This window comes from Stenotrophomonas sp. PUT21, from assembly GCF_052232875.1.
In the GTDB taxonomy this organism is placed as follows: Bacteria; Pseudomonadota; Gammaproteobacteria; order Xanthomonadales; family Xanthomonadaceae; genus Stenotrophomonas; species Stenotrophomonas maltophilia_N.
In genome coordinates this window covers 4,049,401-4,072,929 of the sequence record NZ_CP197645.1, presented here as the reverse complement: position 1 = coordinate 4,072,929, position 23,529 = coordinate 4,049,401, and the positions used below count along the sequence as shown (strand labels likewise).

The 23,529-nt window shown below is 67.5% G+C and carries 15 protein-coding genes; 8 read left to right on the top strand and 7 right to left on the bottom strand.

Going from position 1 to position 23,529, the window contains the following annotated elements; all coding sequences use genetic code 11:
* Window positions 1–3: 3 nt before the first annotated feature.
* Genes ACTT2I_RS18235 through ACTT2I_RS18225 form a run of 3 tightly spaced genes read right to left on the bottom strand, consistent with a single transcriptional unit; the run spans window position 4 to window position 2,410 of the window.
* A complete protein-coding gene (locus tag ACTT2I_RS18235; RefSeq protein WP_293983770.1) occupies window positions 4–534 on the bottom strand; it encodes a TRAP transporter small permease in 531 nt (176 codons plus the stop codon).
* A gap of 12 nt (window positions 535–546) precedes the next feature.
* Window positions 547–1,551 (bottom strand): TRAP transporter substrate-binding protein, encoded by a 1,005-nt coding sequence (locus ACTT2I_RS18230; protein ID WP_088435296.1) that lies wholly within the window; start codon window positions 1,549–1,551, stop codon window positions 547–549.
* 37 nt (window positions 1,552–1,588) lie between these two features.
* The gene (locus tag ACTT2I_RS18225) at window positions 1,589–2,410 is read right to left on the bottom strand and encodes a 2-keto-4-pentenoate hydratase (RefSeq protein ID WP_293983773.1); all 822 of its coding nucleotides are present in this window, start codon (window positions 2,408–2,410) and stop codon (window positions 1,589–1,591) included.
* Between the two features lie 152 nt (window positions 2,411–2,562).
* Here ACTT2I_RS18225 and ACTT2I_RS18220 point away from each other — a divergent pair, with 152 nt between their 5' ends.
* From ACTT2I_RS18220 to ACTT2I_RS18200, 5 genes are all read left to right on the top strand, one after another.
* On the top strand, window positions 2,563–3,555 hold the full coding sequence (locus tag ACTT2I_RS18220; RefSeq protein WP_443096736.1) for an alpha/beta hydrolase: 993 nt from the start codon (window positions 2,563–2,565) through the stop codon (window positions 3,553–3,555).
* Window positions 3,548–5,170, top strand: coding sequence for a carboxylesterase/lipase family protein (locus tag ACTT2I_RS18215; protein WP_293983779.1), 1,623 nt, complete (start codon window positions 3,548–3,550; stop codon window positions 5,168–5,170). Before ACTT2I_RS18220 ends, ACTT2I_RS18215 begins: the two co-directional genes overlap by 8 nt.
* Complete coding sequence (locus ACTT2I_RS18210) at window positions 5,170–6,033, top strand: rhamnogalacturonan acetylesterase (protein WP_293983782.1); 864 nt, start codon at window positions 5,170–5,172, stop codon at window positions 6,031–6,033. Before ACTT2I_RS18215 ends, ACTT2I_RS18210 begins: the two co-directional genes overlap by 1 nt.
* Before the next feature lie 116 nt (window positions 6,034–6,149).
* Window positions 6,150–6,740 (top strand): cysteine dioxygenase family protein, encoded by a 591-nt coding sequence (locus ACTT2I_RS18205; protein WP_088435292.1) that lies wholly within the window; start codon window positions 6,150–6,152, stop codon window positions 6,738–6,740.
* Between the two features lie 81 nt (window positions 6,741–6,821).
* Window positions 6,822–7,661 (top strand): PhzF family phenazine biosynthesis protein, encoded by an 840-nt coding sequence (locus ACTT2I_RS18200; RefSeq protein ID WP_088435291.1) that lies wholly within the window; start codon window positions 6,822–6,824, stop codon window positions 7,659–7,661.
* Between the two features lie 33 nt (window positions 7,662–7,694).
* On the opposite strand, the gene ACTT2I_RS18195 is transcribed toward ACTT2I_RS18200, so the two are convergent.
* The 3 genes from ACTT2I_RS18195 to ACTT2I_RS18185 all read right to left on the bottom strand — a co-directional run bounded on the left by ACTT2I_RS18195 (window position 7,695) and on the right by ACTT2I_RS18185 (window position 17,886).
* Window positions 7,695–11,513, bottom strand: coding sequence for a LamG-like jellyroll fold domain-containing protein (locus ACTT2I_RS18195; protein ID WP_421100036.1), 3,819 nt, complete (start codon window positions 11,511–11,513; stop codon window positions 7,695–7,697).
* A gap of 151 nt (window positions 11,514–11,664) precedes the next feature.
* Complete coding sequence (locus ACTT2I_RS18190; RefSeq protein ID WP_421100035.1) at window positions 11,665–14,844, bottom strand: TonB-dependent receptor; 3,180 nt, start codon at window positions 14,842–14,844, stop codon at window positions 11,665–11,667.
* A gap of 264 nt (window positions 14,845–15,108) precedes the next feature.
* Window positions 15,109–17,886: a TonB-dependent receptor gene (locus tag ACTT2I_RS18185; protein WP_088435289.1), complete on the bottom strand. Its 2,778-nt coding sequence runs from the start codon at window positions 17,884–17,886 to the stop codon at window positions 15,109–15,111.
* 271 nt (window positions 17,887–18,157) lie between these two features.
* On the opposite strand from ACTT2I_RS18185, the gene ACTT2I_RS18180 reads away from it, so the two are divergent.
* Both ACTT2I_RS18180 and eda read left to right on the top strand, forming a co-directional pair.
* Window positions 18,158–19,174, top strand: coding sequence for a sugar kinase (locus ACTT2I_RS18180; protein ID WP_421100034.1), 1,017 nt, complete (start codon window positions 18,158–18,160; stop codon window positions 19,172–19,174).
* On the top strand, window positions 19,161–19,799 hold the full coding sequence (gene eda, locus ACTT2I_RS18175; protein ID WP_421100033.1) for a bifunctional 4-hydroxy-2-oxoglutarate aldolase/2-dehydro-3-deoxy-phosphogluconate aldolase: 639 nt from the start codon (window positions 19,161–19,163) through the stop codon (window positions 19,797–19,799). Before ACTT2I_RS18180 ends, eda begins: the two co-directional genes overlap by 14 nt.
* A 19-nt stretch (window positions 19,800–19,818) precedes the next feature.
* Here the strand turns inward: eda and ACTT2I_RS18170 are convergent, their stop codons facing one another.
* Window positions 19,819–21,702, bottom strand: a complete 1,884-nt coding sequence (locus ACTT2I_RS18170) for a sigma-54-dependent Fis family transcriptional regulator (protein WP_421100032.1) — start codon at window positions 21,700–21,702, stop codon at window positions 19,819–19,821.
* 238 nt (window positions 21,703–21,940) lie between these two features.
* Here ACTT2I_RS18170 and adh point away from each other — a divergent pair, with 238 nt between their 5' ends.
* Window positions 21,941–23,470: an aldehyde dehydrogenase gene (gene adh / locus ACTT2I_RS18165; protein WP_293978681.1), complete on the top strand. Its 1,530-nt coding sequence runs from the start codon at window positions 21,941–21,943 to the stop codon at window positions 23,468–23,470.
* The last annotated feature ends 59 nt before the right edge of the window (window positions 23,471–23,529 follow it).

Here is a 23,529-nt window from a genome sequence, read left to right as displayed (position 1 = left end):
GACTCAGCGATCTCCCTCGGCAACGGCATCGGCCGGCCGTACAGCCAGCGCCATCTGGTTCACGGCGAAGATCGCCATCAAGGCGCCACCGATCGACAGGGGCAGATAGTTGATGCTCTGCGGCAGGCTGGCACCGGCGGCCTTGATGTCCAGGCCGTCCAGCAGCAGCACCGCGGCCCACCAGGCAATGACCACGCCCAGCACAGCCACCACCAGCGCGGCGAATACATCGACCGCGCGGCGCAGGCCCGGGCCCATGTGCGCGGCCAGCAGGAAGAAGCCGAAGTGGCGGCGGGTATGCACGCCGGTGGCTGCGCCCAGGCTCATCGCGGTGGCGAGCAGCAGCAGCGTGACCGGCTCGGTCCAGCTGGGCGAATCATTGATCACGTAGCGGGCGAACACCTGCCAGCCCTGCACCACCACCAGGCCCAGCAGGGCGACGACGGCAATATGGATCGCCACATCGGCGATGACGTTGAGCACGCGCTGCGGCGCGGTCGGGGTGATGAGGGTGTCGGAAGTCGAGTCGGACATCGCGTCGGGGCCTCAGGCGAAGTCGCGGATGCGACGGGTGAGGGCGGCCAGCGCCGGCTGCTGCAGGTAACGCTGCAGCAGCGGGTCGGCGGCCTTGCGGAAGGCCGGCATGTCGACCTCGTTGAATTTAATGCCGAAGTCGGCCACGGCCTGGCGGGCGGTGTTTTCCGAGGCATCCCACTGCTCGCGCATCACCTGCACCGACTCGCGCGCGGTCTCGATCACCAGGGTGCGATCGGCCGGGCTCAGCGCATCGAAGCTCTGGCGCGACATCAGCAGCACGTCCGGCGCGTAGGAGTGATCGCTCTGCGACCAGTAGTGCGCGGCCTCGAAGTGACGGCTGGAGTGGAAGCTTCGCATGTTGTTCTCTGCACCATCGATCATGTGCGTTTCCATGCCCGAGAAGGTGTCGCCCAGCGACATCGGGGTCGGGTTGGCACCGAGCAGGCGCATCAGCTGGATGAAGATGTCCGAGGACGCCACGCGCAGCTTGAGGCCATGCAGGTCCTTGGGTTCCACGATCGGGTGCTTGGTGTTGTAGAAGCAGCGCGCGCCGGAGTCGTAGATGGCCAAGCCGACCAGATCGCGGGTTTCGAAGCCCTGCAGGACCGTGTCGGCGACCCCGCCATCCAGTGCACGGCGCATGTGCGCCACCGACTCGAACACGTACGGCAGGCACAGGCCCTGGGTCAGCGGAAACGCGTTGTTGAGCGCGCCGGAGTAGACGCGGGTGATGTCGATGGCGCCGAAGCGGGCCATGTCGATCGCCTCGGACTCGCGGCCCAGTTGGCCGGAGTGGTACTGGCGCAGCCGCAGCCGGCCGCCGGTTTTTTCTTCCAGCGTCTGCCCGATCCATTTCACCGCGGTGACGGTGGGGTAGTCGGCGACGTGGACGTCGGTGGCGGTCAACAGCTGCGCACCGGCCGGTGCGGCATTGGATGACCGCGAACAAGCCGTCAGCGCGGGCGCGGCAAGCGCGCCCAGACTGGTGGCCAGGAAACTTCTGCGAGTGAACATCTGCGCCCTCCCAAGCGTGCTCGCCATGTCCGCGCGGTTATCCGGCGGCGATGGCCTTGCAGGTAATGTCGCCGTAGCCGACGAAACGGATCAATGCTTGCTGGCCCACGGCGATGTCGTGGATGCCGGTGGCGTTGCCACTGGCGATCAGATCGCCCGCCTTCATCGGCCGCCCACGCTGCGCCGAACGGCCCAGCGCGAACGCATAGGCAGTGCGCAGGCCACCGGGCAGCAGGGTTGCGCCGCCGGTGCCGACCACTTCGCCCTCGATGCGGGTTTCCGCACGCAGGTCGGCATCATCCAGGCGGGTCCAGTCCGCGATCTCGGTGCCGAGCACCAGGCCGTTGTTGTTGCCGAAATCCGACACCACCACGCGCGGGCCGAGCTTGTTGATCGTGGCCAGCGGGCTGCTGGCCACTTCAACGCCGATGAAGAGCTTGGCGGCCAGCGCCTCGGCTTCTTCCGGGGTCCAGTGCAGCTTGTCCGCCGGGGCGTCTTCCTGCAGCTGGATCACGTACTCGGCCTCGACCGCGCCGAAGCCGCCGACGAACACCGGAATCTCGACTGTTCCACCGGTGGCATTCCAGAGCTGACGCGAAAAAATCGGGCCCAGCAGGCGGTCATCCCCCGACGCATCGCGGCGCTCGGCGGCGATGTAACCGACCTTCCAGCCCACCACCTGATCGTCCCACAGCGCGATGGCCTGGTCCTGTACCCGGTAGGCGGTGACGAGGTCGTCCGGGATGGTTCCCGGGAAATCCGGCAGGGATTGGCCGTGTTGGCGGGCGCTGACGAAGTGCCGGGCGATCTCGCCCAACCCCTGGTCGGGCAGGTCCTGTTTGCCGTGGTCGTTGCTCAAGCGGGTCTCCCGGAAAAATTGTTGCACTGCCAATCGACAGCGGTTGGATGTGCTGTATATGGTAAACCGGTGTCATTGGCAATGTGCAGCGCATCAGAACGGCTGCGGGTCAGGCACGATGCCTGTTCCCTCTGCCCGAAGGACGTACCCGGATGCGCCGCCGCCTCGTGTTGCCCCTGTTGACCCTCCTGCTGCTGGCCAGCGGTCTGGCCCACGCGGCCGAGCGTGCGGTACCGGATACCGAGCCGGCCGTCGGTGCCCCGGACCGGATCGCGTTGTGGCCGGATGGCCAGGTGCCAGGGGAATCCGGACCGGCCACCGTGCCCGATGTGATCGAGCGCAGCCACGATCCGGCGCTGCCGGACCGCTACATCGACAACGTCAGCGCGCCCTACCTGGTCGTCTACCGGCCGGCGCGCCCGAACGGCAGCGCCCTGCTGGTGGTGCCCGGTGGTGGCTACCAGCGCATCGTGCTCGACAAGGAAGGCACCGCGCTGGTGCCGGCCTTCGTCGACCAGGGGGGCGTGACCCTGTTCGTGCTGCGTTACCGGCTGCCTGCAGGCCGCAGTGATCGCCAGGCCGCACTGGCCGATGCGCAGCGTGCGATGCGCGTGATCCGCGCCGATGCCACGCGCTGGCGGATCGATCCGCAGCGTATCGGGGTCATGGGGTTCTCGGCCGGCGGGCACATCGCGGCGCGGCTGAGCAACGGCTTCGATGCGCCGGTCTATCCCCACCGCGATGCCATCGATGCGCTCAGCGCGCGCCCGGATGTGGCGCTGCTTATCTACCCGGTGATCGACATGGGCGCGCATGCGCATACCGGCTCGCGTGCGCGCCTGTTCGGCCCGCACCCGGATGCCGCGCTGCAGGCCCGGTTCTCGATGCAGGACCAGGTCCGCACGGACACGCCGCCGACGCTCCTGGTGCATGCGCAGGACGACACCGTCGTCTCGGTGCACAACAGCCTGGTCTATTACCAGGCGCTGCTGCGCGCCGGTGTCTCCACCGAGATGCATCTGTTCCCGTTCGGCGGCCACGGCTTTGGCGTGCGCATTCCGGCCGGTCTGACGGTTGCGCAGTGGCCCGAACTGGCCCTGCGCTGGATTCCCTCGCGCCACACGGAGCCTGCGCGCCATGACTGATTCTCCCGCCGATCTGCAGCGGCGTCGTTTCCTGCGCGACAGCGCGCGCTACGCCCTGATGCTCGGTGCCACCAGCCTGCCGCTGCTGCCTGCCTTTGCCGGGGTGCCCGGGCCGCGCCACGATGCCGCGCCGCTGGCGCGCGTGCGCAGTGGCCGCGTGCGTGGCCAGCTCGAGCAGGGCATCCACGTGTTCCGCGGCATTCCCTATGGTGCCGATACCGCGCCCCGTCGCTTCCAGCCGGCCGTGCAGGAATTGGCCTGGCGCGGGGTGCGCGATGCGCTGGCCTACGGCAATGCCGCGCCGCAGGGCGGCAAGGAAGGCCCGGGCAGTGAAGACTGCCTCTACCTCAACGTGTGGACGCCGGCGCTGCGCGATGGCGGCAAGCGCCCGATCGTGTTCTACATCCACGGCGGTGCCTACAACAACGGTTCCGGCAGCGATCCGCTGTACGACGGCAGCGCGTTGTGCCGACGTGGCGACGTGGTGGTGGTGACCGTGAACCATCGGCTCAATGTGTTCGGCTACCTGTACCTGGCGCAGCTGGGCGATGCGCGCTTCGCCGATTCGGGCAATGTCGGCCAGCTCGATCTGGTCCAGGCATTGCAGTGGGTACGCCAGCATGCGCACGAGTTCGGTGGCGATGCGCACAACATCACCGTGGTGGGGCAATCCGGCGGCGGCGCGAAGATCGCCACGCTGATGGCCATGCCCGCCGCGCGCGGGCTGTTCCAGCGCGCCTGGACCATGAGTGGGCAGCAGGTCACCGCGGCCGGCCCGCGTGCGGCCACCCAGCGCGCGCAGATCGCGATGCAGGCGGTGGGGGCGGCCGATGCCGAGGCGCTGCGCACGATGCCGATGGAGGCGCTGCTGGCCGCCACCCGGGCACGCGACCCCTCGCGCGTGGAGAACAGCAGCCTGTACGTGGGCCCCGTGCTGGACGGTCGTTCGTTGCCGGTGCATCCGTTCTGGCCGGACGCACCGGCGCAGTCCGCTGGAATCCCGCTGGTGATCGGCAACACCCACGATGAAACCCGCGCCTTCCTCGGCAACGATCCGGCCAACTTCGCCCTGACCTGGGAGACGCTGCCGGCCAAGCTGGAGAAAGAGCAGTACGTGGACCTGCTGCCTTCGGTGGTGATCGCCGAGTACCGCCGCCTGTATCCGCACTACACCCCCTCGGAGGTGTTCTTCGCGGCCACCACTGCCGGTCGTTCGTGGCGCGGTGCGGTGGAGGAGCTGGAGGCGCGTGCGCGCCAGGGCGCGCCGACCTGGGCCTATCAACTCGATTGGGGCTCACCGCTGGACGGCGGCAGGTTCGGCGCGTTCCACACCCTGGATATCCCGCTGGTGTTCGACAACATCGACCGCCCCGGTTCGCGCACCGGCAACGGCGAGGAAGCCAGCCGCGTGGCGGCCACGATGAGCGAGGCATTGATCGCCTTCGCCCGCCATGGCGATCCGAATCATGGCGGACTGCCACGTTGGCAGCCCTATTCGCTCGCACGCCGCGAAACGATGCTGTTCGATGCCACCTCACAGCAGGCCGACGACCCGCGCGGTGGCGAGCGTCGTCTGTATCAGCAGGCCCCCTTCATTCAACGAGGTACGTTCTGATGCGGTGTACATCCTGGCTGCTGGGCAGCGCGCTGTTCGGCCTGATCGGCGCGGCGCAGGCCGCCGTGGATCCGGCACTGCTCGATCGCCCGGCACCGACCCCGATCCGGGCCAGCAAGATCGTGCTGGTCGGGGATTCCACCACGGCCGTGCAGGGCGGCTGGGGGCCGGCCTTCTGCGCGCGGCACGTGACCTCTTTCCTGACGTGCACCAACCTGGCCCGTGGCGGCCGCAGTACCTACAACTACCGCGCCGAGGGCTCGTGGGCGCTGGCCGAGGCGGAGATGCGCACGCCGGGCTACGCACGCACGTGGGTGCTGGTCCAGTTCGGCCACAACGACCAGCCCGGCAAGCCGGGCCGCTCCACCGAGCTGCAGCGCGAGTTCCCGGACAACCTGCGCCGCTACGTGCACGAGATCCGCGCCGCCGGTGCGCAGCCGGTGCTGCTGACCCCGTTGACCCGACGCCAGTTCGCCGACGGCGTGCTGATCGATGACCTGGCGCCCTGGGCCGAGGCGGTCCGCACCGTGGCGATCGAGATGCAGGTGCCACTGGTGGACCTGCACGCACGCAGCCGCGTGGTCGTGCAGGCGCTGGGGCCGGTCGCCGCCATGCCGCTGGCCCAGGCCGCGGCCACACCCGCACAGGTCAGTGCGGCGCTGGGCGGTACTACCGTGGGCGCGGCGCCTGTAGCGGGCGCACCGGCCGCGCAGAACAACGCCGCCACCGAGCCGATGGGTCAGGCCAAGGTCGCCTTCGATTACACCCATCTGGGCCCGGACGGCGCGGCGCTGTTTGCCACGCTGGTCACCGAGGAACTGGCCCGGCAGGTCCCGTCGCTGCGACCGTTGCTGATTCCCTGATCGATAGGAAGATCATTCGAAATCTTTCGAATGGATCGCTACGTCGGGGATTGTGGGTCGATTGGATGTGATTCCGGTCAAACACGCTGTTCACCGGGATCGCCTAGACTCGGGGTATGCAAGACCAATGCAACCCGTTTCCGCCGTTCCATGGCCGTGATCGATTGATCGCCGCCGTCGACCATGCCGTCCAGCACGAGCACGCGCACCAGATCGCCGCCACGCTGCGCTCGGCGCTGCGCGAGGCCATCGCCGACAGCCGCATCCAGCTGCCGGCCTGCGTGCACCACCCGATCGAAGATCACTACGCTCGCCGCGAGCTGTACCGCAGCCCGGTGCACGGCTACAGCATCGTCGCGATGAGCTGGGGCCCGGGGCAGGGCACGCCGCTGCACGACCACAGCGGGCTGTGGTGCGTGGAGGGGGTGTGGCTGGGCCAGCTGGAGATCACCCAGTACCAGCTGCTGGAGCGCGACGGCGAGCGCTTCCGTTTCCGCCCGGAGCCCCCCGTGCTGGGCGATTGTGGCAGTGCCGGCAGCCTGATCCCGCCGCACGAGTACCACACCATCCGCAACACCAGCGATGAGGATCTGGCCATCTCGGTGCACGTCTACCAGGGTGAGATGACCCGCAGCGCCATTTTCGAACCCGACGCCGGCGGCTGGTACGAGCGTCGCGTGCAGGTGATGGAAACCGACGCGGCCTAGCGCCGCGAACGGGCGCAGTGCTCGACCCGATGCTGTGATGGCGCGCATCATGCGCACTCCACCCGGTTCCCGACGTTCCCCATGCCTACGCTGCCGTTCCAACAGGTCAATGTTTTCAGCCGGGATCCGCTGCGCGGTAATCCGCTGGCGGTGGTACTCGATGCCGAGGGCATCGACGACACGCGCATGGCCGCGTTCGCACAGTGGACCAACCTGAGCGAAACCACCTTCCTGCTGCCGCCGACCGATCCGCAGGCGGACTACCGCGTGCGCATCTTCACCACCCTGGAAGAACTCCCGTTCGCCGGGCATCCCACCCTGGGCAGCTGTCATGCCTGGCTGGCGCATGGCGGCGTGCCAAAGGGCGAAGAGATCGTGCAGGAGTGCGGAATCGGCCTGGTGCGGATCCGCCGCAGCGAGGCGGGCCTGGCATTCCTGGCGCCGCCGCTGCTGCGGGGCGAGGCATTGGCACCGGACCTGCGCGAACAGGTGCGGCGCGGGCTCGGCGTGGCGGCGGAGGACGTGGTGGACGCCCGCTGGGCGGACAACGGCACCGGCTGGCTGGCCCTGCGCCTGCGTGACCGCGCCGCGGTGCTGGCGATCCAGCCGGACTACGCGCAGCTGCACGGCTTGAAGGTCGGCGTGTTCGGGCCGTGGCAGGCCAGCGATGGCGACGAGGCGCAGTACGAGAGCCGCGCCTTCATCGCCGGCGACGGCGCACCGGAGGACCCGGCCACCGGCAGCCTCAATGCCGGCATCGCGCGCTGGCTGCTGAGCACCGGCGAGGCGCCGGAGCGCTATGTGATCAGCCAGGGCACCGCGATGGGCCGTGCCGGACGCCTGCGGGTAGAGCGCGTGGGCGATGCACTGTGGATCGGCGGGGACTGCGTGACCTGCATCGAGGGGCAGGTCACGCTGTGATCGGCCGCCGGGGCCGCCCTGCGCGGCAGGGCGCTACCGGTCCAGCGTCACCACGTTGTTGCGCTGGGTCACTTCCGCCGCACCATCGGCCTGCATGACCCGCACGCGCAGGCCACGGTGATCCCCGGCCGGCAGCGGCAGGCTGACCGTCGTGGTTTTCGGCACCAGGTCGCTCGGCGCGGCCAGGCTCGGAATCTCCACCCGGGCAAGCTCACGGCCCTTGGCATCTTCCAGCACCACCACGCCCACGCCGGTGGCGACGTGGCCCAGGCTGTGCACGGTCACCTGCACCTGACGCCCGTCCACACGTACATCGCCCCGCCCGATCCCGAGGTCGGGGCGCTGCTCGACCGGCGTGCCGGCCTGCACCAACTCGAACTCGAACACCTGGCTCTGCCCCGGCGCGAAGCGCAGCGTGGTCGAGGCACTGCGTTCCAGCGTCAGATCACGCGTCGTCGCCTTGCCGTCGATGATGTCATCGCCGTCGCGGTCCACCCCGCTGGTCATCCGCCATTGCCCGGCGGTGACGTTCCAGGTGCTCATCTCGGCATCCACCGCGTGCTTGCCCAGGTTGTAGGCGATCACCTTGAAGCGGTCGGGGGAGGGCGCATGCACCAGCAGCGCGACCTGCTCGGCCGCGTCCGGCTGGGCGAAGCGCCAGCTCACGGTGTGGCCGGGCCAGCTCTGGTTGCGCTTGAGCGCGATGCCGCCCAGCCGCGCACGCTGCAGGAACTCGCTCGGCGCCTCGACACGGTCGGACCACCAGTGGCCTTCGGTGTTCATGTACTCGCGCTGGGCCTTGGCCTGGATACCGTCCGCGTGCAATGCCTCCAGGTACTTCTTGTCGCCGGTCGCCTGCCACGCCATCAGACTGGAGAAACCGGTGTTGCCGCCGTCGGCGTCGCTGATGAAGCGCGGGTTCCATTCGGCGCTGCGCCCCAGGGCCTCGACGTAGTTCTCGCCCAGGTTGGACAACGCCCCCGGCCCACCGCGCTCCACGCGGTAGTCCAGCGCCTTGAGGTACTTGTCATCGCCGGTCCAGCGCCATGCCGCCCAGAAGGTATGCATGATGTCGCCGCTGCCCGAGCCGTTGTTGAGCTCGCCGCCACGGGTCTTGCCGGTTGCCCAGTTGATCTCGTTCGGCAGTGCCCAGCGGCCCTTGTCGTCGGTGTAGGCGTGGGCCAGGTAGCCATCGGCCAGGCCGGTGACCAGCTTGCGGCCGGTCGGATCGGCGTTGTACTGGCCGATCAGGAACGCCGGGTGCAGCACCGGGAAGGAATACGGCTTCTGCCATTGCCAGTTCGGTTCGCGGTAGACCTTGTTGCCGCCGAACCAGTTGCTGGAGAACAGCAGATGCCCCTGCGGGTTGGGCAGGATGATGCGTTCGTCGAAGGCCTTCACCGTTTCCATCAGGCGCTCGACGGTGAGCGGATCGCCCCAGTTGAGGTAGAGCATCGCGCTGTTGGTGTTGATGCCTTCTTCGTAGGCATGCAGCTCGTCGGTCTCGATGGTGCTCAGGCCATGGCTGAACATGCCATTGCGATACACCGCATCGGACAGCGCGGTCAGCGAGGCGTTGAGCTTGTCCGGCTGCACGCCCATCAGGGCCAGGCCCGGCCACTGCTGGGTGAGGTCGGAATCGTCGGAAATGCCGCCGCCGAAATCACCGTAGGCGATCTGGCGGTGGTCGATCCACCACTCGATGAAGCGGCGCACATAAGTGAGGTCTTCGGTCTGGCGGAAGGCCCACAGCGGCACGCCCTTGGGCGCTTCGGGCTGGGTGAACGGCGGTTTGCCCTGGCTGTTGTAGCTGATGTAGTTCCAGTACAGCCGGCCCAGCGCGTGGTCCGGATCGACGCGCAGCAGGTCGCTCAGGTCGGCATAGACGCGCGCATACAGGCGCTGGCGTTTGGACGTGGTGTGCTCTTCGACCAGGAAGCCCCAGTTGTCGCGGACCTGGTTGAAGCGGTCGGCGATGTGCTCCTTCTTCGCTTCCTCGCGGTCCTTGTAGACCATGCGGATTTCCGCGCCGTCCAGCGAGGACGCGTTGAAGCCCGGCGCGGCCGAAGCGATGGAGATCCACAGGCTGTCGGCGGTCAGGATGCGATCGCGCAGGTCCAGCCACAGGGTGCGCTTCTGGCCCGGCTTGACCGAGACCGACACGTCGATCATGTCGCGCGCCGGCCAGATCGGGTCCTTGACGCGGATGTTGAGCGGGATCAGGCCGTCCTGCGTGGCGGGTAGATCCAGCTTCGGCAGATCGATCGCGATGCCGTCCAGGCCATCATGCATGTTCTCCCAGCTGTGTGCCCAGCTCCGGATCAGCGGCTGTGCGGCCGGGGCATCGCTCACGCCGGAGGGGATCAGCACGTGCACGATCGGCATCGGCTGCGCAGGCAGCGTATCGGCCGTGCGCTTGCGCGAACCGGCGCCCTTGGGCAGCGCCATCACCGTGCTGCGTTCGGCCGCCGGGTAGCGGCCGTCGATGTACTCGCGCAGCGCGGCGATGTTGGTGTAATCCGGCAGCGCCTGGCTGTCGATCAGGTACCGCTGCTTGACCGTGCCCTCCGGCTCGGCGGCGTCGCTGACCTGGTACGCCCAGATTTCCTGGATCGGGGTTTCCTGCGCGGTATTGCGGAAGTGCAGCACGCCGCCTTCCTGCGCGGGAATCGGGTTGACGCTGCGGACCACCCCCTGCGGGCGCTCGAACAGCGCCTGCGCTGGCTGGCCGTCCACACTGTGGCTGAGCCCGCCGAACGCTGCACCGCGCACTTCGATGCGGTTGACGGTTTCACCGGCCGGCAGGGTCAGGTCGAGCTGCTGGCCACCCTCGACATAGGTATTCCAGTCCGGCAGCTGGAAGTAATCGTTGCGGCCCGGCAGCCGTGAACGGTTGTAGACACCCGGCCAAGTAGTTTCGGCGATGCCGTCGGTCGCCTTCCACATCCACTGCTTGTGGTCCTTGGTATCGGCGAACTCGATCTTGCGGATCGTGGTGGTCGGCGCGGTCAGCGCCGGCGGCGGCGTGGCATCCCAACCATGGCGATGGCGCCAGGCGCGCATCGGGTCCGCCGCGGCCACAACGCTGGTGGGCGCCGCATTCCGGGCCAGCGCCGCCATGCCGGCCGCATCGAGCAGACGGTCATAGACGCGGATCTCATCGAAGTCGCTGCCACGCAGGAAGTTGTAGCGGCTCTGCACCTGGTAGGGCGCCATGACGCGCGCGGCCAGGCCCAGCTGATCGAGTGCGGCGTCGTAGTCGGCGGTGGTCTCCTGGCGGGCGACCTCTTTGCCGTCCACGTACAGGCGCACGCCGTGGTCTTCATCCCAGCCGAAGGCGATGTGCTGCCACTGCTGCGGCGAAGGATTCTGGTCGAGTTTGAACGAGACGCGGGTGCGTGCCAGGTTGGCATCGGTGACGAAGGCATCGAAGCCGTGGCCGTTCCAGTCGATGCGCAGCCAGGCCATGTCCCAGCTGCTGTGGTCGGCATAGCCGACCCGGAAGATGACGAACGGCGCTTCGCCCACCGCGTAGCGCGAGCGCCAGAAGAAGCCCAGCGTGCCGCGCTGTGCCTGGATGTTGCCCGGCGCATTCCACGACAGCACGCCATCGTCGGCCCATTCGATCGCACTGCCGTGCGCCCCGTCGGGCACCCGCTTGACCTTGTCCACGAAGTTCGGGACCGGGTCGCCCGCGGCGGTATCGGCCTGCAGGCCCTGCTCGGCCGAGACGTGAAACAGCAGCTGCGGCGCGGTCTGCGCCCAGGCGGTGCCACTGCCCGCGAGCAGCAGCGCCAGCAGGCTGGCGGATAGGCGGGAGGGGCGGATCGAGGCGGCGACAACGCGATGCATGAGACCTTCCTTTCGACAGCAGAAACAGTACAGCGGAACCAGCAGCGGGGGTCAGCCGCTCACGGTGGCCTCCCGCCGCCGCACCGCGCCCGCCATCCCGGAGAGAAGGACGGCGACGGGCGCGATACCGGTGGCGGAAGACGCAGCACGGTCAGAACTTGTAGCGCAGGCCGAGGTAGTACTGGCGGCCGGTGTGGGTGTAGCGGTCCGGCAGCGACAGGGCCGAATCGACGTAGCGCTCGTCGGCGGTGTCCAGCAGGTTGATCGCTTCGAAGGTCAGCGAGAGGTTCTTGTTGACCTTGTAGGACATGTTGAAGTCCACGTTCTCCACGCTGTACTTGCCCTGCACATCGGCGGTGGCGAACGCGTTGCCGTCCAGATCCCACACGTTCTCCTGCGAGAGGATCGTGCTGATGTACGCGTCGCGGTAGCTGGTGGACACGCGGGCGCTGAAGCGGCCGTCGTCGTAGTACAGGGTGGCGTTGTACGAGTTCGGCGAGAGGTTCAGCAGGTCGTTCTCGGTGTAGGTGGTGACGATCGTGCTGCCGGTGCCCGAGCTGAACATGTACTTGATCTTCGACTCGACATGCGTGTAGTTCAGCTGCACGCCGAAGTTCCTCCAGAAGCCGGGCAGGAAGCTGAAAGGCTGCTGGTAGGAGACTTCATAGCCCTTGAGCGGGCCGCCCGGGGTGTTGAAGTAGCTCTGCACGTTGAACACGGTGTCCGGGCTGAAGCCGGTCGGCAGCAGGTCCAGCGAGTAGCCCATGTCCGCCCAGGTGGTGAGCAGGCGGGTGCGCTGCACGTAGCTTTCGATGTCCTTGTAGAACACCGCCGCCGACAGCAGCGCGCCCTCGTCGAAGTACCACTCCGCACTCAGGTCGTAGTTGGTGGAGCGGAACGGGTCCAGCTTGGGGTTGCCCAGGTTGATCGAGTACGCACGATCGTCATCGAAGTAGGCGGTGGGGCCGCCACTGACGCTCGGCGACAGGTTGGACAGGGTCGGGCGGGCCATGGTCTTGGCCGCGCCGAAGCGCAGCACGAAGGTATCGCTCAGGTCCCAGGCCAGGTTCAACGAGGGCAGCCAGTCGTCGTACTTGTGGCCGACCCGGGTGGCGACCTGCAGGCGCTCGCCGGGATCGGCGGTGGCGCTGGCCACGCCGAAGAACGGTTCGCATGCCGAGGACAGATCGCTGGCGTTGGCCGCGGTGCACGGCGCATAGCCATCGGCGGTGATCCGCGTCTGCACATAGCGCACGCCCAGGTTGCCGCGGAAGGCGCGGCCCAGCAGGTCGGTATTGAAGTCGAGCTGCAGGTAGCTGCCGTAGCTCTTCTCGTTGACGTCGAAGTTGTTGTTGGACGCACCGAAATGACCGACGCTGGCCAGGCGGTAATCGCCGCCGAGTGCTCCGGTGTTGCAGTTGCAGTAGATATCCAGCAGCTTGGCGATCTGGTTGAAGTCCGGCACCAGCCAGGCGTTGGGCAGATTGCCGTCCATGCCCTTGCCGAAGCCGCTCAGCGTATCGCTCAGGTCACCCACGGTGACCCCGGCCGGCAGTGCCTGCGACAGGCGTCCGTAACTGATGTTGCGGTACTCCTGCGTGCTCATGTCGTAGTCCTTGTAGGCCAGACCGCCGCGCAGGGTGAAAGTGGGGCTGATGTCGAAGGTCAGGTCGACCTTGGCCGTGTCGAAGGCGTTGTCGACGTACTGCGGGTTCAAGCGCACTTCGCTGATGTTGCCGCCGCGCGCGGTGCCGTTGGCATTGACCGGCGTGCTGCCGTAGCCCAGCCACTTCCAGTTGTCCACGGCGTTGAGATCGAACGGGAAGGACATCGCCGGCACCTTGCCGTTGCGCATGTCCAGCACGAAGCCGTCCAGGTTGCTGTTGTCGAAGCTGACCATCGAGAAGATCGGCCGCTCATAGTTCGACTCGGAGTGGCCGACCACCGCATCCAGGCGCACCGCATCGTTGAAGCGATGCTCCAGGTTCAGGCTGAACTGCTTGAACTCGGTGCTCTCTTCGATGGCGGTGGATTCGGTGCGGAAATCGACGTTGTCGAACACCCCGTAGGTCAGGCGGTTCTGCTCATCGGCCTGCGCTTCGCGCACCACGATCTGGGTCTTGCCGCCGTACTGCGCGGTGCGGTGCAGGTTGGCACCGATGGAATCTTCGCGCACGTTCTTGTCGAGCTTGGAATACAGCATATCCAGGTTCAACTGTGTGTCGTCGCTGACCTTGAACTGCAGCGCACCGGTGACGCCCAGGCGCTCGATTTCGTGCTCGGTACGGATGTAGCGCGGGTAACGCGGAATCCACGCGTTGGTCGCGGTCTCGTATGCGGCAATGTTCTCCGCTGTCGCCGCGGGGCGATCCAGGCCGGTGCCGCAGTGGGTGGCGTCGATGCCGTAGCTGCCCCAGCCGTTGCTGCGCGCTTGGTTGGCGGCGCTGCCGACACCGGCGGCGGTTTCATTGGCCAGCGGATTGCGGGGGGTCTGCGGGTCGTAGCCGGCCGGGCTGCAGAAGCCGTAGGTGCCGTTGTTGGCCGCGGTGCTCTGGTTGGAGTTGCGGTAGTTGCCGTGCTCCCAGCGGACCGGGTTGTAGCCTTCCTCGAAGATGGTGCGCTTGCTGTAAGCCACCGACATCAGCGCGCCCACCCGGCCATCGGCCCAGGTGTTGCTGATCAGGCCGGAGATGCGCGGGTCCTTGTTCCTGGACAGTTCGTTGTAGCCGTACTGGCCGCCGAGCGAGGCCTGGAAGCCCTCGAAATCGAACGGGCGCGAACCACGCAGGTCCACCGTGGCGCCGAGCGAGCCCTCGTCGGTCTGTGCCGACTGGGTCTTGTTGATCTTGACCCGGCTGAACAGCTCGGAGGCGAAGGTGTTGAAGTCGAAGCCGCGGCTGCGGTTGACGCCGGTGGTGCCGCTGCCCGCCGTGGACAGCGCTTCCAGACCGTTGATGCGCACGCGGGTGAAGTCCGAGCCCAGGCCGCGCACGGAGATCTGCTGGCCTTCGCCGCCTTCGCGGTCGATCGAGACGCCGGCGATGCGCTGCATCGATTCGGCCAGGTTCAGATCGGGGAATTTGCCAATGTCTTCGGCATAGATCGCGTCGACCTGCTCGACGCTGTAGCGCTTTTCATCCAGCGACTGCTGCAGGCTTTCGCGGTAGGTCGCTTTGACCTCGACCTTGTCCAGGTCCACGGCGTTCAGCGCCGCCGCCTGTTCGGGGGTCTGCTGTGCCGCGGCGATGCCGGCCACGCTCTGCAGCGCGAAGGCGATCGAAACCGCGAGCAAGGTAACCGGTGTCTTTTTACGGGTGTCGAGTCGTTCCATCGTGTGTAACCCCCTCCCAGGGTGCGCCGCCATGCGACCGTGATGTTGATGAGTCATGACGTCCGGCCTCCCCCGGAGCGTCTGTCGCGCATTGCCGCGTGACACCGCTGGTCATCCGAAACGTAACAAACCCTTCACGGGGCGGCATCTTGCGCCGCAGCAGCGTGCGTGTGCTGGCGAGGGTCGGGGATGGCAACGATGGCGGCGGGCGCGCGCAGCCCGGCGGCGTGATCGCTCACGCCGCCGGTGGGTGCCGCCGTTGAATCAGAACTTGTAGCGCACGCCGAGCAGGAACTGGCGGCCGGTTTCGGTGTACTGCAGCGGCAGGCGACCGGTGGCCGGCGAGTAGACCCACTCGTCGGACGCTTCGTTGGTCAGGTTGATGCCTTCCAGGCTCAGTTCCAGCTGGTCGCTGATCGTGTAGCGGATCGAGGCATCGATGACGGTGGTGCCGGTCATGCCGTGGTAGCCGTCGAGGTTGAAGCCGGTTTCCGTACCCGGCGCTTGGGTCAGGTAGTCATCGCGGTTGGTCGCCGAGACACGGCCGGAGAAGGTCTTGCCTTCGTAGAACAGCGTGGCATTCCAGGACGACTTGGACAGACCGGTCAGGTCGGTCTTCATCACCGGCTGGCCGGCGGCGTTGAGGTACTGGATCTGCGACTCCACCCAGGTGTAGTTCAACTGCACGCCCAGGTTGGACCACTTGCCGGGCAGGAAGGTGAAGGGCTGGGTGTAGTTGGCTTCCACGCCGTGCAGTTCGCCACCCGGGGTGTTGACCGGCCGGCTGTAGGTGAAATCATCGGTCGGCGAGGCGCCGGTGCCGATCAGCAGCGCTGCCGGCAGGCCACTGTCGGCGTACGGGCGCACTTCGCGGGTGGTCTGCACGAAGCTCTCGATGTCCTTGTAGAACAGACCGATGCCGGCCATCGCGCCTTCGGAGAAGTACCACTCGAAGCCGAGATCGACGTTGGTCGCGCGGATCGGCTCCAGGTCCGGGTTGCCGCTGGAGATGGTGCGCGCACCACCGGCCACGGCCACTGTTGCGCCGGGGGTCAGGCTGCCCAGGCCCGGGCGGCTCATCACCTTGGCCGCGCCAAGGCGGATCAGGAAGTCCGGGCTGACTTCGGCCACCAGGTTGAACGAGGGCAGGGTGTCGTTGTAGGTGCGGTTTTCCGTGGTGGATACGGTACCGCTGGCCAGCGTGGACAGGCCGGTGGAGCTCTGCTTGGTGCGCACGTAACGCACACCGACATTGCCCGACAGCGGCAGGCTGCCCAGTTCGGTGGAGAACTCACCCATCAGGTACGCACCACGGTCCTTCTCTTCCACGCTGCGCACGTTGTTGGCGCGCGGGGCGACGGCGAAGATGCCGCTGTTGCTGTAGATGTCGAACTGATCGGCAATCGCGTTCAGATCCGGCACCACCCAGTTGGACGGGCTGCCGTTGATGCCCTTCAGGCCGGCCTGCGTGGTCATGTCCACCGGCACGATCTTGGTGCCATCGGCGAAGTTGGGCACGGCCAGCTCGCTGGCGCGGCGCAGTTCGGTGGTCTTGAAGGTGTAGTCCTTGGCCAGGACGCCACCCTTCAGGCGGAAGCCGGGGCTGATGTTCCAGTTGAAGTCGAGCTGGCCGGTATCGAAGTCGTTGTCCACGTACTGCGGGCGCAGACGGATTTCAGCCAGCTCCCAGCCCGCCGGGTTGGTCGGGTCGATGCCGTAGTTCAGCGTCGGGAACCGGCTGTTGCCCCGGTAATCGTAGCTGTAGTTGTCGACGTCGTACTTGTCCATGATGACCGTGGTCTGCACCGGGTTCTCGTGCTTGGAGCGTGAGATGCCGATCTTGCCGGACAGGGTGAAGTCATCACCGAAGCGGTGCTGGCCGTTGAGGCTGAGCTGCTTGAACTCGGTGCTCCACTCGTCGTGACGGTTCTCCGAGCGGATGTCGACGTTGTCGAACTCGCCATAGACCAGTGCGTTGTTTTCGATCACGCCGTTCTTGACGATCATCGACGGCTTGCCGTCGCGGTCGGGGCGACGCAGCGCGCCGGTCGCCGAATCGCGGTTGCGGCTGAAGGAAATCGCCTCGATGTAATGCTCATCGCGGGTGGCGTCGATCTTGGAGTAGAGCGCATCCAGCGAGAACTCGGTGGCGTCGCTCGGCTTCCACTGCAGGGTACCGGTCACGCCCAGGCGCTTCTGCTCATGCTCCATCTGCACGTAGCGCGGGAAGCGCGGGTGGTAGACGTCGGCCGAACGCGCCGCGGCGAACGGGGAGGTGGCGCTGAAGCCGCCATTGCTCGGACCATTGGCCCAGCGGCCGGTGTTGGAGCCTTCTTCCAGCGCCTGGCGCTCGGAATACGCCACCGACAACAACGCCCCGAAGGTGCCATCGGCAAAGGTGTTGGAGATCAGCGCGGCCATGCGCGGGTCGGCCTTTTCGGCCATCGCGTTGTAGCCGGCCTGGCCGCTGGCGGCGAAGGTGAAGCCGTCATAGTCGAACGGGCGTGCCGTGCGCAGATCCACCGTGGCACCCAGCGAGCCTTCCTCGACATCGGCCGAGGCGGTCTTGCGCACCAGCAACTGCGAGAACAGGTCGGAGGCGAACACGTTGAAATCGAAGCCGCGGCCACGGTTGGTGCCGCCGCTCTGGTCGCCGGCGCCGACCGTGGTCAGCGCTTCCATCCCGTTGATGCGCACGCGGGTGAAGTCCGGGCCCAGGCCACGCACCGAGATGTTGCGGCCTTCGCCGGCTTCACGGGTGATGACCACGCCGGGAATGCGCTGCAGCGACTCGGCCAGGTTCAGATCCGGGAACTTGCCGATATCCTCGGCGACGATGGCATCGACCACGCCGGCTTCGCCACGCTTGATGTCCAGCGCCTTCTCGACACTGGCGCGGTAGCCGGTGACGGTGACGGTATCCAGATCAGTCGGGTTGGTGGTGCCCGCATCCTGGGCCAGCGCGGTACCACTCAGCGCCAGGCCGATCGACAATGCGAGCAAGGTAACCGGTGTCTTTTTCTGCGTGTTCTGGACTTGCATGTTTTCCCTCTCCCAAGGTGCTACATGAAACAGCTATCCAACGACATGTCAGTGCAATGACACCGCTGGTCAGGGCGGACGTTAACAGCCCGTTACTGATCCGGCATCTTGCACCGCAGCAGACGTTGAATGTCCCGTAGACGCTTGCAGGACAATGGTTCCGACATTCGGGACAGGTGGACGGGGCGGCGTCCATCGCTAGAATGACACCGCTAGCCATTGCTGTCGGGCGCCTTCGTGGCGGCCGCGGCCCTCACAAGGATCCAGGACCATGAGTCGTGTTGTCTGTTTCGGAGAGTTGTTGCTGCGCATGAGCGCCCCCGGCCGCGAGCTGTTGTTGCAGCACCCGCAGCTGGCCGTGCATGCCGGTGGCGCGGAAGCCAATGTGGGTGTCTCGCTGGCCCACCTGGGGCATGCGGTGGCGGTGGTCAGCACCGTGCCGGCCAACCCGCTGGGTGAGTATGCCGTGGGCGAACTGCGCCGGCATGGCGTGGATACCACGGCGGTGCGCCGCACCGAGGGCCGCATGGGCCTGTACTTCCTGACCACCGGCGCCGTGCAGCGCGCCAGCGAAGTGGTCTACGACCGCGCCGATTCGGCCTTCGCCAACAGCAGTGCCGCCGACTACGACTGGGACACGCTGTTGGCCGGTGCCCACTGGCTGCACCTGTCCGGCGTCAGCCCGGCGCTCAACCCGGCCATGGCCCAGGCCACGCTGGCCGCTGCGCGTGCGGCGTGCGCGCGGGGCGTAAAGGTGTCCTTCGACGGCAACTTCCGCCCGTCGCTGTGGGCGCGCTGGCAGGGCGATGCACCCGGCATCCTGCGCGAGCTGTTTGCCTGCGCTGACCTGGTCTTCGCTGACTACCGCGACATCGGCGTGGTGCTTGGCGGTGACTTCAAGCAGGGCGATGTGCGTGAGCGTGTCGATGCGGCCGCCGCGCAGGCCTTCGCCGCGTTCCCGCGGCTGCAGTGGATGGCCTGCACCCAGCGCACGCCGCACAGCGTGGACAACCATGCGCTCGGGGCGATGCTGGTTGGCCGCGATGGCACCCGCGCGGTGGCGCCGACCCGCGAGATGCTCGGTATCGTGGACCGCATCGGCGGCGGTGATGCCTTCGCCGCCGGCATCCTGCATGGCATGATGCGCGGCTTCGCGCCGGACGCGATCGTGCGCTTCGGCCTGGCCGCAGGCTGCCTGAAGCATTCCATCTCCGGCGACTTCAACCCTGTCAGCGAGGCTGACATCATGGCCCTGACGGGCGAGGAGCGATTCGATGTCCGGCGCTGATCCGCGCGTACGCGCAGTCCTGAAACTGGCCCCGGTGATTCCGGTGTTCACCCCGCGCAACGTCGACGACGCCGTCGAGGTTGCGCGGGCGCTGTTCAACGGCGGCCTGCCGGTGATCGAAGTGACGCTGCGCACGCCGATGGCGATGGACGCGATCCAGGCGATGGTCGAGGCCGTGCCCGATGCCGTGGTCGGCGCCGGAACCGTGTTGACGGCCGCGCAGATGGAGAAGGTCAAGCAGGTGGGCGGGCGCTTCGCGGTCTCCCCGGGCGCGACCCCGCGGTTGTATGCCGCCGCCCGCGATACCGACCTGCCGTTCCTGCCGGGCGTGGCGACCTCGTCCGAGCTGATGCTCGGCCTGGAACACGGCCTGGATACCTTCAAGTTCTTCCCGGCAGTGCAGGCTGGCGGTGCGGCCATGCTGTCGGCATGGAACGGCCCGTTCGGCGATGTGCGCTTCTGCCCGACCGGCGGGATCAGCGCGCAGACCGCGCGCGATTTCCTGCACCTGCCCAACGTGCTGTGCGTGGGCGGTTCCTGGCTGACCACGCGTGCGCTGCTGCAGGCCAGGGACTGGGCCGGCATCGAGCAGCTCGCGCGCGATTCAGCCGCCCTGGTCGGCTGAGGTCCCACGGCCTGCCGCCTCAGTGGCGGCGGGCCGTTGCGCCGACGCGGCGATACAGGGTGCTGCGGCTGATGCCCAGCGCGCGCGCCGCCTGGGCGACATTGCCATGGCTGGCGCGCAGTGCCTCGCGCATGGCGGTTTCGGTCATCGCGTCCAGCCCCTCGGCCGCGGACGGCATCACCGCGGCGGGCGTTGCCTGCAGATAGGCCGGCAGCATCGCGTGCCGGATCAGCTCCCCCGGATCGCTCAGCGCCACCAGCGTGCGCAGGCAGGAACACAGCTGCCGCACATTGCCCGGCCAGGGGTATCCGGCCAGCGCCTCCAAGGCCGCGCTGTCCAGTTGCCGGCCTTGGCCGAGGCGTTGCCACAGCCCCTGCACCAGCGCTGCACGGTCGGCATGCTCGCGCAGGGCCGGCAGGCGCACGCTGTGATCGGCGATGCGGTAGTAGAGATCGCTGCGGAAGTCACCGGCGCCCATGGCCTGATCCAGATCGCGGTGGGTGGCGCAGATCAAGGCGAAATCCAGCTGTACCGGCTTGCCGCCCCCCAGCGGTGACAGCGTGCGCTCCTGCAGGACGCGCAACAGGCGCGGCTGCAGCGCCAGCGGCATGTCGCCGATTTCATCGAGGAACAGCACACCGCCCTGGGCCTGGCGCAGCAGGCCGGTATTGCCGCTCTTGCGCGCGCCGGTGAAGGCCCCTTCTTCATAGCCGAACAGTTCGGCTTCGATCAGGCCCTCCGGCAGGGCCGCGCAGTTGACCGCCACGAAGGGCTTGTCGGCGCGTGAGCTGCGCCGATGCAGCTCACGCGCGAAGACTTCCTTGCCGGTCCCGGTCTCGCCCTGCAGCAGCACGGGCAGCTGCGCATCCAGCACCCGGCAGGCGCGCTCGAGCACCTGCTGCTGGGCCGCGTCGAACAGGGGCGTGGCATCCACCCGCACCGCAGCCGCGGCGGCACGCGCGGGTGCCGCGGGGGTCGGGCGCGCGGGCAGCGGCGAGCGGCCCGTGGCGCCCCCGGCCGGGCTCACGTGGCCATACAGCGCGCGGCCCTGGCGATCCACCAGCGCGCCGTCATCGTGCAGACGCGAGAGCGGGCCATCGAACAACGCCTCGTAGGGCGCTCTGCCGATGTCGCCGTGGTCCAGCCCGAACAGGGCCAGCCCGGCACGGTTGGCGGCCACCAGGCGGCCATTGCGGAAGCCCAGGACGCCTTCGCGTGCGGTGCCGAGCAGCCCGGCGTCGTGGTGCAGGCGAACCACCTCGCAGTCGCCCAGCCCCGCCTCGAAGTAGCGGTGCTCGATATGCGCCACCGCCTGCCGCGCGAGCACGCGCGCATGCAGGTGCTGCTGGCGCGCATCGCCGGAGATATCGAGCACGCCGACGCGCTGCCCGTACGGATCGAAGATCGGGGTCGCCGAACAGGTCAGTATCCCGTGCGGCGCAAAGTAGTGCTCGCCACCGCGCACCTCCACCGAGCGGCCTTCGACGATCGCGGTACCGATCGCGTTGGTGCCCACCGTGGTTTCATCCCAACGCACGCCGGGCATCAATGCCACCCGCCCGGCCTTGTCCAGAAACGCCGGGTTGCCCTCGGCATCCAGGATCCAGCCGGCTTCGTCGGTGAGCAGCGCGATGCTGCCGGTGGCGGCGATGTCCGCGGCCAGGCCATCCAGCTCCGGGCGCGCCAGCCGCCATAGCGTTTCCTGGCGCTGGCGCAGCTCGCGCAGGCGTGCGTCCGGCAGCGGCTCGACCTCCGGCTGCGCATCCACCGAGAGCCCGCCGCGCTGGCAACGCTGCCACGACTGCAGGATGGTGTCGGGCACGATGCCGACCGGCGCCGCACCGCGCTCGAAGAACGAGCGCCGCGCATTGCCGACACGGTGCTGGAGCGGAAGCTGGGACACCTGGTCTCTCCAGTGTCGCAATCTGCGACAGTTGTAGCGGGGCCTGTTCCGATAAACACCACACCCGGCGTTACCGTGCAATGACCGGCCGTGGTGCACCGCATCAGTTTCCGGGGTGTTCTCCAACCGGTACGCCGGGTGAGGCCATGCCGCACCGCACCACACCGAACCTGGCATCGTCCTTGCGCCATGGAACAGACCCTTACCGGGCCTGTCCACCGCCATCCGGAGATGCACCATGAATGCCGTCACGTCCGCCAAGCCGCACGCCACCGACCCGCAGTCCATCTTCAAGCCGCGCTACGGCAACTACATCGGCGGGGAGTGGGTGGCGCCGCGCAGCGGCCAGTATTTCGAAAACACCACCCCGGTGACCGGCAAGGTGTTCACCGAGGTCGCCCGTTCCAACGCCGAAGACATCGAAGCGGCGCTGGACGCGGCGCACGCGGCCAAGACCGCCTGGGGCCAGACCTCGACCACCGAACGCGCCAACATCCTCAACAGGATCGCCGACCGCATCGAGGAGAACCTCGAGCTGCTCGCCCATGCCGAAACCTGGGACAACGGCAAGCCGATCCGCGAAACGCTCAACGCCGACGTACCGCTGATGGCCGATCACTTCCGCTACTTCGCCGGTGCGGTGCGGGCGCAGGAAGGCAGCCTGTCGGAGATCGACAAAGACACCATCGCCTACCACTTCCACGAGCCGCTCGGCGTGGTCGGGCAGATCATTCCGTGGAACTTCCCGATGCTCATGGCCGCCTGGAAGCTGGCCCCGGCACTGGCCGCCGGCAACTGCGTGGTGCTCAAGCCGGCCGAGCAGACCCCGGCCTCGATCCTGGTGCTGATGGAAGTGATCGGCGATCTGCTGCCCAAGGGCGTGCTCAACGTGGTCAACGGCTTCGGCGTGGAGGCGGGCAAGCCGCTGGCCTCCAACCCGCGCATCGCCAAGATCGCCTTCACCGGCGAGACCACCACCGGCCGCCTGATCATGCAGTACGCCAGCCAGAACCTGATCCCGGTGACGCTGGAGCTGGGCGGCAAATCGCCGAACATCTTCTTCGCCGATGTCATGGCCGAAGACGATGACTTCCTCGACAAGGCGGTGGAAGGCTTCGTGCTGTTCGCCTTCAACCAGGGCGAGGTGTGCACCTGCCCCTCGCGCGCGCTGATCCAGGAATCGATCTACGAAAAATTCATGGAGCGTGCGCTCAAGCGCGTGGCCGCGATCAAACAGGGCAATCCGCTCGATCCCAACACCATGGTCGGCGCACAGGCCTCCTCCGAGCAGCTGGAAAAGATCCTCTCCTACTTCGACATCGGCAAGCAGGAAGGCGCGCAGGTGCTGATCGGCGGCGAGCAGGCCAAGCTGGACGGCGACCTGGCCGGCGGCTTCTACGTGAAGCCGACCGTGTTCAAGGGCCACAACAAGATGCGCGTGTTCCAGGAAGAGATCTTCGGGCCGGTGGTTTCGGTGACCACGTTCAAAACCGAGGAGGAAGCGCTGGAGCTCGCCAACGACACCCTGTACGGCCTCGGCGCCGGCGTGTGGAGCCGGGATGCCTCGCGCCTGTACCGCATGGGCCGCGGCATCCAGGCCGGGCGGGTGTGGACCAACTGCTACCACGCCTATCCGGCGCATGCCGCCTTCGGTGGCTACAAGCAGTCGGGCATCGGCCGCGAGAACCACAAGATGATGCTCGACCACTACCAGCAGACCAAGAACCTGCTGGTCAGCTACTCGCCCAAGAAGCTGGGCTTCTTCTGAGCCTGCCCGGGCTTGATCCCGATCAGGGCGCCGGCATGCGGCCGGCGCCACAGTGCTGT